Here is a 15,627-nt window from a genome sequence, read left to right as displayed (position 1 = left end):
AATTGACTAATTCGTTGGAGGCCTGATATGTCAAAGATTGTTGCAACGAGTGCGATAAGGGGTGCACACAGTTTAGTAAATGAGGCTGCAAGCCTTTTTGAACAAGCCTTAAAAGAAAAAGGCCCTGAAACAAAAATAGCGTATCCTGAGACAGCATTCTATCTTCCATTTTCTTATGCCTTATTTGCCTATGAGACAAAGACACTCGCTGATGTAACTAAAATATTAAAACACGCAAAGTCTTTATTGCCAGAGGTGCCGAGTGAAAAGCTCTGGTTGCCCTATTTAGGAGTAACGCTTGATGCTGGAATAGCAGCACTCCTAGCAGAAGAAATCATCATGGCCTTAAGATATCTAAAAGAGGAGGAACCCCAGGTTGATTGTAATGGATTCTTTTCTGATACAGCAATGCGCTCTTTAGGCATACAATTAGTTGATGGCCGTATGCCAGGATTTGCTGCTATCTTAGGCGCTGCGCCTGATAATAAAATCGCTGTAGATATTGTCAGAGAGTTGCAGAAGAGAAATATACTTACCTTTGTGGGTTGCTCAAGCAACGGCCGTTCTATTGTTGACCAGCTTAAAGAAGAAAAAGTAGAGATGGGCTGGGATACTTATATCGTGCCTTATGGTAGAGATACCCAATCAGCAATCTATCCTCTTAATTGGGCAATAAGATCAGCAATTACCTTTGGCGGCATAAAGCCGGGTCAGGTGCAAAAATGCCTTTTATATACAAAGAATAGGGTGTTTGCATTTGGACTTGCTTTAGGGCCTTTGGATGATATCAAGTATGCCACTGGTGCTGGCGCAATCGCAATGGGATTTCCCGTGATTGCGGATACAGATATTCCGGAGATTAAACCAAGCGGAGTAACTATTTACGAGGCATTAGTAAAAGAATTTGATTATAAAAAAATAGTCTCTCGCTGTGTTGATGTGCGCGGGGTAAAGGTAAAGGTAAGCAAGGTTCCGATTCCGGTTCCCTACGCTGCTGCATTTGAAGGAGAAAGGGTAAGGAAAGAGAACTTGGCAGTAGAATTTGGCGGTAAGGCATCTACAGCTTTAGAATTTTTAGAAACTAAAGATACAGAGGAAGTTGAAGATGCTAAGGTAGAATTAGTCGGCCAGGACTTGGATTCCATCGAAGATAGCGTTAAAAAATCAATGCCTTTAGGTATTGTAGTTAATGTCTATGGTCGTAAGATGCAGAAGGATTTTGAGCCAATAATGGAACGCCAGATTCATCGTTATGTCAATGGTGCAATGGGCGTAATGCATATTGGTCAGAGAGATATGTGTTGGATTAGAATTAGTAAAGATGCGTTTGATAAAGGATTTCGCTTAAAACACATAGGGCTTCTGATTCATGCAATGCTGCACCAAGAATATAGTGCAATTGTAGATAAAGTCCAGGTAACTCTTTACACGAAACAAGAGGATGTGGAGAAGTTATTGGTTAAGGCAAACCAGTCCTTTCAGGAACGGGATGAGAGAATTATGGGCATGACAGATGAATCAGTGGATACCTTCTTTTCTTGTCTTTTATGTCAGTCCTTTGCCCCTAATCATGTCTGCATTATCACTCCTGAGCGTCTTGGCCTTTGTGGTGCTTATTCTTGGTTAGACGGAAAGGCATCTTATGAAATTACTCCCACAGGTCCTAACCAGCCGGTGACAAAGGGCAAGCCTATAGATACGAAGTTAGGACAATGGGAAAATACCAATAAATTTGTATACGAGAAATCCAATAAGAGTATTCCCATAGTTAGCATGTATTCAATTATGGACAATCCTCAGACTTCCTGTGGCTGTTTTGAGTGCATACTTGCTGTTATTCCAGAGGCCAATGGCGTTATGGTAGTGCATCGTGATCACACAGGCATGACTCCGGTTGGCATGACATTTACTACTTTGGCCAGTTCTGTTGGTGGCGGATTACAGACTCCGGGGTTTCTGGGAGTGGGTAAACTTTATGTTGCCAGTAAGAAATTCATATCAGCTGATGGCGGCTTGAAGCGCTTAGTCTGGATGCCTAAGGAATTGAAAGAGGCTCTAATGAGCCGCTTAAAACAGCGAAGTAAAGAGATCAATGAGCCAGATTTCTTTGAAAAGATTGCAGATGAGACTATTGCTGTTACAGCAGAGGATCTAGTGAAGTATTTAAAAGAGAAAAATCACCCTGCATTAAACATGCCTTCTCTTATATAAAATATTGCGATAACTTATAGATTTCACTTGACTTAGGATTTTTTTTGTGTTAATTTAAATGTTAGATTCGCCTTCAAAAATGTCCACCAAAAAGACCTATTTTATACTTATTTTTACGCTTTTAGTTTATTGCCTTTCTTGCGTAAATAATCCCCTCTGGGCTAACGAATTATCAGAAAATAAAGCTCATTTGTTCCGGCAACAAGGGTTTCAAGCGCAACTGAACGGGGATTATGCTAAGGCCTTAAGGCTTTATAAGGAAGCAATTAAGCTTGCCCCGAATTATGCAGTTAGCCACAATGATTTAGGCATAGTTTACGAAAAGATGAATCTACTGCATGAAGCTGAGAAGGCATATAAACGCGCAATTGAGCTAGATCCGCAATATCCTTGTCCTTATACCAATCTTGCATTAATCTATGAGAAAAATAAGGATTTTGAAAATGCTGCCCGCTTATGGAGTAAGAGGATTGAGCTGGGAGATTCATCCCAGGCCTGGACCCAGAAAGCAAAGAAGCATTTAGAGAGATTAGGCAAGATTGATAAGGGATCATATAAGGTATATGAGGAGACCCAGACCTTAGAGCTTATCGCAGAGGTCAAAGAATTAAAACAGGACATTAGAGATAGTAGTCAACTTGCAGCTGAGGCTTATTTTGCCAGAGGCAAGGAGTATTATGATCGAGGTGAATATGTGAAGGCCTTAAGACAGCTTCATAGGGCTTTTAATTTCGACCCGCATAATAAGGAGGTTGAACAGCTTTTAATTGAGGCTCAGAAACGTGCACTTTTGACACCATAGCACAAGATTTACTTTCCGATTTTTATTCTCTTTAAATTCAATTCGAAAATGTAGCTCACGCCGAGCAAATGAATCCCATTTACAGCGTTAGAAAATTAAACAAGAAACAAGGTTTTTACATATAGCTGATTCATGAAGAAGAAAAAAGTATTTCTTGTTGATGCCAACTCCTATCTTTATCGTGCTTATTATGCCCTGCCGGCGTTAACAACGAGTTCAGGAATGCCTACAGGCGCTGTTTATGGTTTTACTACCTTTATTTCTCGGATTTTAAGAGAGGAGCAACCTGACTATTTAGCATTTTGCTTTGATTCGGGAAAACCAAGTTTTCGCACTGAGCAATTCAAGGATTATAAGATACATCGGCCTAAGATGCCGGACGAACTAAAAGTCCAGCTTTCCAAGATTAGGGAACTTATAGCAGCATATCGCCTGAAGACCTTTGAGTGTGATAGATTTGAAGCAGATGATATTATTGCGACTTTAGCCAAGACATTAGCCAAGAAAGGATTTTCTGTTTATATCATTAGTTCAGATAAGGATATGTGTCAGCTTGTTAATGGGCATACTAAGATTTATAAGCCAGGCAAGGAATCTGTAATCCTTGATGCAAAGTCTGTTAAAGAACGTTTTGGCATAGGTCCACAGCAGATAGTTGACTTTTTAGCTTTAGCCGGAGATAAAAGCGACAATATTCCCGGAGCAGCTGGTATAGGAGACAAGACAGCAGTTAAATTAATAAATCAATTTGGTTCACTTGATAATTTACTCAAGAATCTTAAAAGAATAGGAGATTCTCAAGGCAAGCGCATTGCATCCGAGAAAGAGAACATATTATTGAGTCGGCAGCTTGCAACGTTAGATTTCAACGTCCCTATCAAAATAAAGACAGAAGATATGAAGGTCAGTTCCCCTGATAAGGATAAGCTATTTTCATTATTTAAGGAGATGGAGTTTAAATCTCTGCTGCAGGCCTTGGATACAAATAGAGAAAATGTAGAAAAAACAAGAGAGCGCTCTAACGATGCTTCTTTGTTAATAAAGCAGGCAAGAGAAAAAAAAGAATTGTATCTTTATTATGATGAAGTCAAGGATTCGCTAAACTTGGCTAGTATTCGTTATTTTTGTGAACTCCAAGAAATTAGCCAACAGATGAGGGATATACTTTCTGATGCAGGGATTAAAAAGATCTCCAATGACCTTAAAAGGGTCAAGATTTTCTTAGCTGATAAAGGCATTGATTTGAAAGGATTGTTCTTGGATTTTTCCATTGCATTTTATCTTTTGGATTCTGGCCGCAGTGACTACAGTTTATCTAGTCTGGCACTTAATTATGCTAACAAGGTTGTTGCGGATAGCCAGCATCTTATGCTTGATTCAGCTTTTTCGCTTATGGATGATCTGCGTCCTGTTGAAACAGAGCTAGAAGAAAAAGGTATGCAGCAACTCTTTTTCGACATTGAGATGCCGCTTTTAGAAGTATTGGCTGATTTAGAAATGACTGGAGTAGGAATCGATAGGCAGATCTTGGAGGCACTGTCTAAAAAAGTAGATAGACAGATAAATAAACTGCGAGAAGACATTATTGGACTGGCGGGTAGAGAATTCAATATAAATTCTCCCAAGCAGTTAAGTCAGGTTCTTTTTGAAGAGTTGAAACTACCAATAAGAAAGCGTAGAAAAACCCATGCTGCAACTGATGAGGCAGTATTAAAGAGCCTATCTAATGAGCATCCCATCGTAGAGGAGATACTCAAAATTAGGCAGTTAACCAAACTTAAGACTACCTATCTTGATGTCTTTCCGAAGTTAATTGATAAAAAGGCAAGACTACATACCTCTCTTAATCAGACAGGAACCCAGACAGGCCGTTTAAGTTCCTCTAATCCAAATTTACAAAATATACCGATTAAAACCGAGGTGGGTGCTCAAATCAGAAAGGCATTTATTCCCTCCAAGGTTAGCAATTTCCTATTAAGCGCTGATTATTCTCAGATAGAACTGCGTATCCTAGCGCATCTCTCAGGTGAGGAGAATCTTATCGAGGCCTTTAAGAACAATGAGGATGTCCATAATCATACTGCTTCTTTGATCTTTGGAGTAGACAAAAAAGATCTGGATGAATCAATGCGCAATATTGCCAAAAGAGTAAATTTTGGAATAATCTACGGTATAAGTTCATTTGGCCTGGCAAAGGATTTAGGAGTAGCCTTGTATGAGGCGGAGGAATTTATAGAAAATTATTTCTTGCGTTATCCTAAGGTGAAGGATTTTATGATCTCTTGCATTGAAGACGCAAGGCGCGATGGTTTTATCAGTACAATCATGGGTCGCCGGCGCTACTTGCCTGCAATTAACTCTCAGAATATTAGAGTGCGTTCTTTTGCCGAGCGTCAGGCAATAAATATGCCAGTACAGGGTTCAGCCGCAGATTTAATAAAAAAGGCAATGTTAGATATATTTGGGGAGTTTAAAGAAAAAGGTTTTTCTTCGAAGATGGTGCTGCAAGTGCATGATGAACTTATCTTTGATTGTGAAAAGAAAGAACTAGAAGATATTATTGCGATTATTAAGAGTAAGATGGAACATGCTTTTAGTCTTTCTGTTCCGATCAAGGTTACTATAAAAAAAGGGAAGAATTGGCTAGAGATGGAAGAATGTTAGAGTATAAACAATGGCGGTACAAAATGGGAGGTTGGAAATGGTTGATTGGAAGAAGTTGAGGGAGAGGATGATTCGGGCAGCACAGTTAGAGCCTAAATTGTACGAAGAGGTAGAGGCAGATAAGTCTGCCATGACTCAGGCTATGCTGGTTGTGGTTTTATCAAGTCTTGCTGCTGGTTTAGGCACTATTACAACAGGAGGCTTTAGTTCAGTCTTAGCAGGTACGATTTTAGCATTGGTAGCCTGGTATATTTGGGCCTTTATTACTTACTTTGTCGGCACAAAATTGCTACCAACCCCAGATACAAAGGCAGATTTGGGACAGTTATTGCGCACTATAGGATTCTCGACTTCACCCGGACTTATTCGGATTTTAGGCATTATTCCTTTTCTTACTAATATTGTGTTTTTTGTAGCTGCATTCTGGATGTTAGCGGCAATGGTAATTGCTGTCAGACAGGCACTTGATTATCGCAGCACATTTAGGGCAGTTGCAGTTTGTATTATCGGCTGGATAATTCAGTTTATAATTATCGTAATAACCGTTTCTCTAATCGCAAGGCCTACTACATCAGTCTAAGGCAATAATTTATTGCTATGACATCTAGGCTTGCCGAAAACTTTATGAAAAAATATTAAACAATGCAGATTAAAAACAGGATTGTTATTGGAGTTACCGGCAGTATCGGAAGCGGAAAAAGCACGGCCGCATCAATCTTTAAGAAATTGGGCGCAAAGGTTCTTGATGCCGACAGGCTCACAAAAGATATCTACAGGATGAGACCAGCAGTTGTAAAAAAAATAGCCGAGACCTTTGGTAAGGATGTGTTGACTGCCAAGGGTCATTTAGATAGAAAAAAACTTAGTCTGAGAGCATTTTGCGATAAAAATGCACTAAGGGCCTTGAATAGAATAGTGCACCCCCATATTATAAAAAGACTAAAGCAAGAGATAGGAAAAAAATACGGCTTAATCATAGTTGATGCTGCGCTTTTGATAGAGAGCGGTTTTAATCGTTTTGTTGATTATGTCCTTTTGATAAATTGTCCGTTGCGGCTAAGGTTGAAACGCGCCTTAGGAAAACATAAGTTATCGGAAGCAGAGTTCAGGATGCGCCTTAATCATCAGCTTCCGTTTATAGATAAAAAGAGGCATGCGCATTTTGTTATTAATAACTCAGGATCTTTAAATCAGTTAAAAGGGCAAATAAAAAAGATTTACAAAGAGGTGGCGAGATGACTACAGAAGCAAAGAAAGAGATAAAAGTTGCTAAGGTTGATATTGTACATCTAAAGGAAATGAAGGTATCAGAATTAAACAAGGTTGCCAGGAGTTTAAATGTTAATGGCATAAGTAGTTTAAGGAAGCAGGACTTAATTTTTAAAATCCTGCAGGCCCAGGCAGAGAAGGAAGGGTTGATGTTCGGGGAGGGAGTCTTGGAGGTCTTACCAGATGGCTTTGGCTTCTTGCGTTCCCCCAATTATAACTACCTGCCCTGTCCGGATGATATTTATATTTCGCCGTCTCAAATAAGAAAATTTGATTTACACACCGGAGATACTGTTAGTGGACAGATTCGACCGCCCAAAGAAGGTGAGAAATATTTTGCCCTTTTAAAGGTAGAGGCTGTAAATTTTGAGAATCCGGAATCGATTAAGGATAAGGTCCTCTTTGATAATCTTACGCCTTTATACCCGAATCAAAGATTGAAGCTTGAGGTAAAACCTGAGGAAGTATCAATGCGGGTAATGGACTTGCTTACTCCGATTGGAAAGGGCCAGCGCTCTATGATTGTGGCTGCTCCTTATAGTGGAAAGACGGTTCTCTTGCAAAAGATTGCCAATTCAATAGCAGAGAATTATCCAGAGGTTACATTAATCGTACTGCTTATAGATGAACGGCCGGAAGAGGTAACAGATATGCAGAGGATTGTTAAGGGTGAGGTTATTTCTTCTACCTTTGATGAGCCAGCAGAACGGCACGTACAGGTAGCAGAGATTGTATTGGAGAAGGCTAAACGCCTCGTTGAGCATAAGAAAGATGTTGTTATCTTGCTTGACAGCATTACAAGATTAGCGCGTGCTTATAACACAGTTGTTCCGCACAGCGGCAAGATTCTTACTGGTGGCGTAGATTCCAATGCCTTGCATAAGCCTAAACGCTTCTTCGGAGCTGCACGTGCTATAGAAGAAGGCGGAAGTCTAACCATTGTTGCTACTGCCTTAGTAGATACTGGTTCGCGTATGGATGAGGTAATATTTGAAGAATTTAAAGGCACGGGTAATATGGAACTGCAGCTTGATAGGACTCTATTCCAACGAAGGATTTATCCGGCAATAGATATAAAACGCTCCAATACGCGCAGAGAAGAACTGCTTGTTAATCGAGAGCAGTTGCAAAAGACGTGGATTCTGCGTAAGGTCCTCAATGAACTTAATTCTGCTGAGGCAATGGAGCTTTTAATTGATAAGTTGAATAAGACCAAAGATAATGAAGAGTTTTTAAACAGCATGAATCAAGCCAAGACTTAAACTTTTAGGGAGGTGAAATAAGAAGTAATGAAGAAGAGTATACATCCAGAATATAAGCAAGCAACGATTACCTGTGCCTGTGGAGAGGTTATCCACACGCGTTCAACAAAACAGAATATCAGGGTTGAAATCTGTTCAAAATGTCATCCTTTTTTTACAGGTAGACAGAAATTTGTTGATTCTGCAGGAAGGGTCGAAAAATTTCTTAAGAAATATAAGAAAGAAAAATAAGTGGAATTAAAGATTACTGAATTTTAGAGTATCTTTAATCCATTTTTCTATTTATATAAAATGTTTAAGAAAAAATTCGAAGATTTAGAAAAACGGCTAGTAGATATTGAGCATCTTTTGGCTGATCCTAAAATTATCTCTGATCAGCCTAAGTGTCTATCCTTGGCAAAGGAATTATCCGCCTTGGTTGAACCGGTTAGGGATTTCCGTAAATGGAAGAAGATTACGCTGGAATTGGTTCAATTAGAAAATGTATTAGAAGAAAAGCATGATCAGGAGTTTTTGGATCTTGCAAAGGCGGAGATAGAAGTGCTTGAGGCTACCCAGAAAGACCTAGGAAAGAAACTGGAGCAGTTTTTATTAGGCGAAGATAAAGATGCCAGTCTAGACGTTATTGTCGAGATTCGGGCTGGAACCGGAGGCCAGGAGGCGAGCCTATTTGCCGCTGATCTATTCAGAATGTATTCTAGATTTGCTGATAAGTGCGGCTGGAGGGCTGAGATCTTAAGTAGTCATCCTTCTGAAGCAGGGGGCTTCAAAGAAGTCATATTTTCCGTGAGAGGAAAGGATGCCTTTAGAAAGTTAAGATTTGAAAGCGGCGTTCATCGAGTCCAGCGCGTGCCAGTTACCGAGGCCTCAGGCAGGATTCATACCTCTGCAGCAACAGTTGCAGTTTTACCTGAGGCAAAAGAGGCAGATGTAAAAGTTGACCCCAAGGATTTAAAGATTGATGTGTTCAAATCATCCGGGCCAGGTGGCCAGAGTGTTAATACTACAGATTCAGCTGTTAGAATTACTCATTTGCCTTCGGGTTTGGTTATTATCTGTCAGGATGAGCGTTCTCAGCTTAAGAACAAATATAAGGCAATGCGCGTATTGCGAACCAGGCTCTTAGAGGCAGAAAGAGAAAAGAATGAAAACGAAATCTCTAATCAGCGGCGTTCCCAGATTAGAAGTGGTGATCGAAGTGAGAAAATTCGCACCTATAATTTCTCTGAGCATCGCGTTACTGATCACCGCATCGGCCTTGTAATTCATAGGTTAGAAGAGATATTAGAGGGTAGTCTTGATGAAATCATCCAAGCCCTTATTGAGAATGAAGATAAGGATAAGCGCAAGCGGCTAATGAACAATGAATGAGCAAGAGTTGATACTTTGTGATTTATTAAATTGTACGCGTGCCCAATTATACTCAGATCCTCGGACCTTGCATTTATCTGGAGAACAGGAGTCTCGTAGGCTTGCAATTAATAGAGAAAGGCAAAAGGGCGTGCCGCTTCAATATATCTTAGGCAGATGTGAATTCTTTGGGCTGGAATTTAAGATTCAGCCTGGTACGTTTATTCCTCGTCCTGAGACCGAGATATTGGTTGAGGAGGCAATTTCCCTGATGCAAGGGCCAAGATGTAAAGGGCAAGATCTAAAGATCCTAGATATAGGAACTGGTGCCGGTAATATCGCTATCAGTTTAGCTAAAAATCTTACAAATGCAAAGATTACAGCAATAGATATTGCTGTAATCACACTAGATCTGGCAGAGCAGAATGCAAGGTTGCATGCAGTCCAGAAGAAAATAGATTTTAGGAAGGTAGATTTATTCTCAGCTTCTGGCTTGCAGTTTTTAGCTTCTAGCTTTGATATGATTGTTTCCAATCCTCCTTATATAACGACCACAGATTTAGGGCATCTTGCGCCTGAGGTAAAAAATGAACCAAGGCCTGCCTTGGATGGCGGTAAGGATGGGCTACATTTTTATGGACAAATTTTAAAGACAGCCAAAGATCTATTAAAACCACGAGGCATTTTATTATTTGAAATTGGCTTAGGCCAGGTTGAGGGCATAAGTAAGATTATCGCTGATTATCCTCAATTTGAAATTAGAGAAATCATCAATGATTATAATGGCATCGAAAGAGTTATATGTTTAGATAGGATATAAGAGGGCCAGAACTAATGGATAAGTTAGTTATTGAAGGTGGCGTTAAGTTAGAGGGTAAGGTTGAGGTGAGTGGTGCTAAGAATGCCTTTCTTCCTATTTTAGCGGCAACACTCTTGACAGATGAGGTATGCAAGATTCACTCTTCCCCTAAACTCAAAGATGTGCAGACAATGATTAAGATTATCGAGTATCTAGGTAAAAGGGTTGATTTTCAGAATGGTACAGTGGTAGTGAAGCCGCGAAAGGAATTAAATAGCTTAGCACCTTATAAGCTAGTATCAACTATGCGTGCTTCTTTTTGTGTCTTGGGTCCATTGGTTGCCCGCTTGAAGCATGCTAAGGTATCTTTGCCAGGTGGCTGCATTATTGGTGTACGACCAGTGGATTTACATTTAAAAGGCTTAATTGGTCTGGGTGTTGATATTAACATTGATTCTGGCTATGTCATTGCTTCTGCCAAGAATAATCATTTACGCGGCAATCGTATTTATCTTGGTGGTGAATTTGGTCCTTCAGTAACAGCAACGGCTAATATAATGATGGCAGCTACGTTAGCTCGCGGCAGTACAATAATTGAGGCTGCTGCCTGTGAGCCTGAAATTTCCGACCTAGCTGAATTTCTTATAAAAATGGGAGCAAAGATTAAAGGGGCTGGTACACCGATTATAAAGATTGATGGCGTAGATAAATTAGGTGGTGCAGAACATACTGTTATACCTGATAGGATTGAGGCCGGTACATTCATGGTGGCAGCTGCGATTACCAAAGGTGACATACTCATAAAAAACTGCGTTGCAGAACATTTAGGAGCAATAATAGATGTTTTGATAAGAGCCGGAGTTGAAATCAAGGCCAGGGATAATGAATTAAGGGTTAAGAGCATTAGGAATACAAAAGCAATTAATGTAACTACCTTTCCTTATCCTGGGTTTCCTACAGATATGCAAGCCCAGACAATGTCTCTGATGAGCGTTACCTCAGGAATCAGTATTATCCATGAAAAGGTATATCCTGATAGATTTATGCATGTGGCAGAGTTAAACCGTATGGGCGCACATATCCAGCGTGAAGGTCCTTATGCTGTTGTGCATGGAGTCAAGCGTCTTTCGGGTGCTTCACTAATGGCATGTGATTTGCGGGCTTCAGCTGCGCTTGTTTTAGCAGCCCTAGTATCAGAAGGCAAAAGCACAATATCGCGAATATATCATCTTGATCGCGGATATGAAAAATTAGACTTAAAGCTACAGAATTTAGGCGCAAAGATCTGGAGAGAGAAGGAGTAAGGTATGATTTTAGTAATTGATAACTATGATTCTTTCACATATAACCTTGTTCAGTATCTAGGTGAACTTGGCGCTAATCTTAAGGTCTTTCGCAATGACAAGATCACAATTAAAGAAATAAAAAGGCTTATGCCAAAAAGAATAGTCATATCTCCAGGTCCGGGAAGGCCTAAGCATGCAGGCATATCTCTTGAGGTTGTAACTAATTTTTGCAATTCTGTCCCTATCCTGGGTGTATGTCTGGGGCATCAGTGTATTGGCGAGGCCTTTGGCGCTAAGATTGTAGGTGCAAAAAAGCTAATGCACGGCAAGACATCTCTAATTTATCATAACAATTGCAAGATCTTTAAAGATATTAGAAATCCCTTCCTCGCTACTCGCTATCATTCGCTTATCGTAGAGAAGAGAGGCCTGCCTTCTAGTTTAGAGATTACTGCCTGGACAAAACAGGGTGAGATTATGGGTTTGCAACATAAGAGGAAACCTGTTTTTGGTGTTCAATTTCATCCGGAATCAATATTGACAGGAGAAGGTAAAAAGATTTTGAAGAATTTTCTAGACCTATGATCTTAAGAGGGCAAATATGTTAAAAGAAGCCATTAAAATCTTAGAACAAAAAACAGATTTAACTCAAGGAGAGATGCGCATTTGCATGGAGGAGATTATGACTGGACATGCGGCTGAGTCTGATATTGAATCTTTTCTGCTGCTCTTGAAGGCTAAAGGCGAGACAGTCGATGAGATTACTGGTGCTAGCTTAACAATGCGCAAGTTTGTAAAAAGAATAAAAGCACCCACAGGTATTATCTTTGATACCTGTGGCACAGGTGGAGATAATGCCCAAACGTTTAATATTTCAACAATAGTTGCATTTGTCTTAGCAGGAGCTGATATAAGGGTTGCAAAACATGGCAATAGAGGCGTTTCTTCCTCTTGTGGTAGCGCTGATGTCCTAGAGGCGTTAGGGGTTAATTTGTTAATTGACGCGAAGGCTATTGAACAGGCATTAGAGGAGATTGGTGTTGTTTTTTTATTTGCTCCTAATCTACATCCAGCAATGAAATATGCAATGCCAGTGCGCAAGAGATTAAAGACACGCACAATATTCAATATCTTAGGCCCTTTGACTAATCCTGCGTTTGCGACTCATCAGATTATAGGTGTTTTTGATAGAAAGCTGATTGATCCTCTTATACACGTCTTGGCAAATTTAGGACTTTCTCATGCAATGGTCGTACATGGTGAGGACGGCTTAGATGAGATTACGACTTGTGACAATACATTGGTTTGTGAATATAAAGATAATGATTTTAAAAATTTTACGATTGAACCTGATAAATTTGGTATAAGTCAGGCAAGGCTTGCAGATCTTAAGGGCGGCGATGCAGTCTTTAATGCACAGATTGTGTTGGAAGTCTTAAAAGGTAAAGACGGCCCTAAAAAGGATATTGTTCTTCTTAATGCAGGCGTTGCAATTTATGTAGCAGATAGCGCGGCAACGATTGAAGCAGGAATAGAAAAGGCGCGAGAATCCATAGGCTCAGGTAAGGCCTTGGATAAGTTGCAAGACTTGAAGGCGTTCACTAACAGGTGAGAGAGTGGATATCTTAAGCAATATAATCAAAAATAAAAGAATCGAAATTAGCAAGGCAAAAAAGAGAAGATCTCTGACTAGTTTAAGGTATAGAGCAAGGCCTAGAGATTTTAAAAAGGCTATAGCTAAGAGAAATAAGCTTTGTGTTATTGCCGAGGTTAAGAAGGCTTCGCCTTCAGCAGGCATCATACGCAGTAATTTCAATCCAGTACAGTTGGCTTTGCAGCTAGAGAAGGCAGGTGCAGATGCCCTCTCAGTGCTTACTGATAGAAAATTTTTTAAAGGTCATCTTTCATATATAAGTAAGATTAAGGCAAAAGTAAAATTACCTATCTTGCGTAAAGATTTCATAATCGATGAATATCAGGTATACGAATCACGTGCCTTTGGTGCTGATGCAATTCTTTTAATTGCTAGAATTCTGACCCAAAAGAGGCTTAAGATCCTATATGATCTTGCAGAGAAATTAGGCATGGATTGCGTTGTTGAGGTTTTTTCAAAGAGTGACTTGAAAAAGGCGCTTGCTATTAAACCTCGTATTATAGGCATAAACAATAGAAATCTAAAAACCTTCCGAATAGATTTAAAGACTACACCCCGGCTTATGAAATTAATTCCTAAAGGGAAGTTAGTAGTTAGCGAGAGTGGCATAAAAAGAAATAGTGATATTTCTAATCTCAAGAAGGCAGGCATTGATGCAGTTTTGATAGGCGAGGCCTTCATGAATAAGAAGATAATCTCTTTAGCGTTAAAATAAGGAGTTGTTTATGGCCAGTGATAGGCATTCCAACAAAAATATTTTTGCCTTGATTTTAGCCGGCGGCGTGGGTAGTCGTTTTTGGCCTTTTTCCAGGGAGCTTGAGCCAAAGCAATTTATGGAACTGGGAGAAGGAGGTTCCTTAATTCAAAATACACTCTTTCGTCTTCAGGGATTAGTAAGGCCTAGGCAGATCTACATTATTACCAGATTCTCTTATTTCTTCGAATTAAAGAGGCAGATAAAAAAGTTTCATATTCCTGAAGTAAATATATTATTAGAGCCCGAGGCGAAAAACACTGCTCCTGCTATAGGATATTGCGCAAGATTGATTGAGCAGCTAGATAAAGATGCAACATTAATCGTTCTGCCATCTGATCATTTCATTAGAGATCTTCCTAAATTTAAGATGAGTTTGCTTAGGGCTATAGATGTTGCTGATCTTGGTTTTTTGGTGACATTAGGCATAAAGCCAAAAAGAATCTCAACCGGATATGGTTATATAAAAATAAAGCGACCTCACAAAAGAACAAATAAAAGAGTTTGTTATTACAAGGTTGATAGATTCCTGGAGAAGCCGAGTTTAGAGAAGGCGAAAAAGTATATGGCTGATCGGGATTACTTTTGGAATAGCGGTATTTTTGTCTGGAAGGTAGCGGCTTTTCTTGAGGAGTTAAAACGCTATCTACCGGCACTATATTCACAATTAATGTCCATAAACTCAATTGAGGATATTAATAAGGTTTGGCATAGAGTTAAGCCGATATCAGTTGATTACGGTATTCTGGAACGCTCAGGAAAAATTGCTCTTTTACCTGCAACCTTTAGCTGGGCAGACCTAGGTAGCTGGGATGCCCTTGAGGATGTTTTAGGCAAGGATAAGCATGGAAACTTAATCCAGGCAGATTCTGTGGATTTGGATAGCAAGGGAATTTGTGTTTTCAGCCGAGGTAAGAGATTGATTGCTACAATCGGTTTAGAGGATTTGATTATTGCCGATACCCCTGATGCCTTAATGGTATGTGACAGATCCAGATCACAGGATGTAAAGAAAATCATTGAGAAATTAAAGTCTTCTAAGCGAAAAGAACATATAAGACATTTAACTGAAAAGCGACCCTGGGGCTCTTATACAGTCTTACAAACAGCCCCTGGATTTAAGATTAAATTAGTCCAGATAGAATCAGGCAAACGTCTTAGTCTTCAGAGCCACTCTAAGCGCGCTGAACACTGGGTTGTGGTTTCGGGTTGCGCTAAGGTTATCTCTTGCGGCAAGAAAAAACTCATTAAGAGCAATCAGAGTATCTATATCCCAAAGGGCACGAAGCACCGTTTGGAGAATCCAAGAAATTCCACGCTTAAGATTGTTGAGGTGCAGACTGGGAAATACTTGGAAGAAGATGACATAAAAAGATTCGATGATGATTTCCTAAGGTGAAAAATAGTCAAAGATTATACCCAAAATTAGGCAAAAATTGAGCGGATTTTTAACGTATAAAATTGTTGTAACTGATTGTATTGTAAAGAGTTTTATCCCTAAAAGATAGTTGATTTACATACTGAATTGTGTTAGCATTAATGTTTGTGTTTTAAAAGCTCTGACTAGATGATAATA

Annotated in this window: 14 protein-coding genes; all 14 read left to right on the top strand. The window is 39.6% G+C overall.

Annotated features, from left to right (window positions below; genetic code table 11):
- The first annotated feature begins 27 nt into the window (after positions 1–27).
- Positions 28–2,211: a CO dehydrogenase/CO-methylating acetyl-CoA synthase complex subunit beta gene (gene cdhC, locus KJ593_06475; GenBank protein MBU2541528.1), complete on the top strand. Its 2,184-nt coding sequence runs from the start codon at positions 28–30 to the stop codon at positions 2,209–2,211.
- 58 nt (positions 2,212–2,269) lie between these two features.
- Positions 2,270–3,013 (top strand): tetratricopeptide repeat protein, encoded by a 744-nt coding sequence (locus tag KJ593_06470; GenBank protein ID MBU2541527.1) that lies wholly within the window; start codon positions 2,270–2,272, stop codon positions 3,011–3,013.
- 132 nt (positions 3,014–3,145) lie between these two features.
- Positions 3,146–5,677: a DNA polymerase I gene (gene polA, locus KJ593_06465; GenBank protein ID MBU2541526.1), complete on the top strand. Its 2,532-nt coding sequence runs from the start codon at positions 3,146–3,148 to the stop codon at positions 5,675–5,677.
- A 37-nt stretch (positions 5,678–5,714) separates the two neighbouring features.
- A complete protein-coding gene (locus KJ593_06460) occupies positions 5,715–6,257 on the top strand; it encodes a YIP1 family protein (GenBank protein MBU2541525.1) in 543 nt (180 codons plus the stop codon).
- Between the two features lie 62 nt (positions 6,258–6,319).
- The gene (coaE, locus tag KJ593_06455) at positions 6,320–6,916 is read left to right on the top strand and encodes a dephospho-CoA kinase (protein MBU2541524.1); all 597 of its coding nucleotides are present in this window, start codon (positions 6,320–6,322) and stop codon (positions 6,914–6,916) included.
- Positions 6,913–8,208: a transcription termination factor Rho gene (rho, locus tag KJ593_06450; protein MBU2541523.1), complete on the top strand. Its 1,296-nt coding sequence runs from the start codon at positions 6,913–6,915 to the stop codon at positions 8,206–8,208. The genes coaE and rho overlap by 4 nt, the downstream gene beginning before the upstream one ends.
- Before the next feature lie 27 nt (positions 8,209–8,235).
- Positions 8,236–8,439: a 50S ribosomal protein L31 gene (gene rpmE / locus KJ593_06445; GenBank protein ID MBU2541522.1), complete on the top strand. Its 204-nt coding sequence runs from the start codon at positions 8,236–8,238 to the stop codon at positions 8,437–8,439.
- A 60-nt stretch (positions 8,440–8,499) separates the two neighbouring features.
- Positions 8,500–9,579, top strand: coding sequence for a peptide chain release factor 1 (gene prfA / locus KJ593_06440; protein MBU2541521.1), 1,080 nt, complete (start codon positions 8,500–8,502; stop codon positions 9,577–9,579).
- Positions 9,572–10,378 carry a peptide chain release factor N(5)-glutamine methyltransferase gene (prmC, locus tag KJ593_06435; protein MBU2541520.1) on the top strand — a complete coding sequence of 269 codons (807 nt, stop codon included), beginning with the start codon at positions 9,572–9,574 and terminating at the stop codon, positions 10,376–10,378. The genes prfA and prmC overlap by 8 nt, the downstream gene beginning before the upstream one ends.
- A gap of 14 nt (positions 10,379–10,392) precedes the next feature.
- Positions 10,393–11,661 carry a UDP-N-acetylglucosamine 1-carboxyvinyltransferase gene (murA, locus tag KJ593_06430; GenBank protein MBU2541519.1) on the top strand — a complete coding sequence of 423 codons (1,269 nt, stop codon included), beginning with the start codon at positions 10,393–10,395 and terminating at the stop codon, positions 11,659–11,661.
- Positions 11,662–11,664: 3 nt separating this feature from the next.
- Positions 11,665–12,228, top strand: coding sequence for an aminodeoxychorismate/anthranilate synthase component II (locus KJ593_06425; GenBank protein MBU2541518.1), 564 nt, complete (start codon positions 11,665–11,667; stop codon positions 12,226–12,228).
- Positions 12,229–12,244: 16 nt separating this feature from the next.
- Entirely contained in the window at positions 12,245–13,255 is a 1,011-nt protein-coding gene (trpD, locus tag KJ593_06420) for an anthranilate phosphoribosyltransferase (protein ID MBU2541517.1), read from the top strand.
- Positions 13,256–13,265: 10 nt separating this feature from the next.
- Positions 13,266–14,012 (top strand): indole-3-glycerol phosphate synthase TrpC, encoded by a 747-nt coding sequence (gene trpC, locus KJ593_06415; GenBank protein MBU2541516.1) that lies wholly within the window; start codon positions 13,266–13,268, stop codon positions 14,010–14,012.
- 10 nt (positions 14,013–14,022) lie between these two features.
- On the top strand, positions 14,023–15,450 hold the full coding sequence (locus KJ593_06410; GenBank protein ID MBU2541515.1) for a mannose-1-phosphate guanylyltransferase/mannose-6-phosphate isomerase: 1,428 nt from the start codon (positions 14,023–14,025) through the stop codon (positions 15,448–15,450).
- Positions 15,451–15,627 lie beyond the last annotated feature (177 nt).

The organism is Candidatus Omnitrophota bacterium (assembly GCA_018830005.1).
In the GTDB taxonomy this organism is placed as follows: Bacteria; Omnitrophota; Gorgyraeia; order JAHJTE01; family JAHJTE01; genus JAHJTE01.
This window is presented reverse-complemented; position numbering and strand designations above follow the sequence as displayed.

Bases quoted from the DNA above. Each gene is read 5' to 3' on its own strand.
- cdhC (MBU2541528.1), top strand. From the start codon at position 28: ATGTCAAAGATTGTTGCAACGAGTGCGATAAGGGGTGCACACAGTTTA.
- KJ593_06470 (MBU2541527.1), top strand. From the start codon at position 2,270: ATGTTAGATTCGCCTTCAAAAATGTCCACCAAAAAGACCTATTTTATA.
- polA (MBU2541526.1), top strand. From the start codon at position 3,146: ATGAAGAAGAAAAAAGTATTTCTTGTTGATGCCAACTCCTATCTTTAT.
- KJ593_06460 (MBU2541525.1), top strand. From the start codon at position 5,715: ATGGTTGATTGGAAGAAGTTGAGGGAGAGGATGATTCGGGCAGCACAG.
- coaE (MBU2541524.1), top strand. From the start codon at position 6,320: ATGCAGATTAAAAACAGGATTGTTATTGGAGTTACCGGCAGTATCGGA.
- rho (MBU2541523.1), top strand. From the start codon at position 6,913: ATGACTACAGAAGCAAAGAAAGAGATAAAAGTTGCTAAGGTTGATATT.
- rpmE (MBU2541522.1), top strand. From the start codon at position 8,236: ATGAAGAAGAGTATACATCCAGAATATAAGCAAGCAACGATTACCTGT.
- prfA (MBU2541521.1), top strand. From the start codon at position 8,500: ATGTTTAAGAAAAAATTCGAAGATTTAGAAAAACGGCTAGTAGATATT.
- prmC (MBU2541520.1), top strand. From the start codon at position 9,572: ATGAATGAGCAAGAGTTGATACTTTGTGATTTATTAAATTGTACGCGT.
- murA (MBU2541519.1), top strand. From the start codon at position 10,393: ATGGATAAGTTAGTTATTGAAGGTGGCGTTAAGTTAGAGGGTAAGGTT.
- KJ593_06425 (MBU2541518.1), top strand. From the start codon at position 11,665: ATGATTTTAGTAATTGATAACTATGATTCTTTCACATATAACCTTGTT.
- trpD (MBU2541517.1), top strand. From the start codon at position 12,245: ATGTTAAAAGAAGCCATTAAAATCTTAGAACAAAAAACAGATTTAACT.
- KJ593_06410 (MBU2541515.1), top strand. From the start codon at position 14,023: ATGGCCAGTGATAGGCATTCCAACAAAAATATTTTTGCCTTGATTTTA.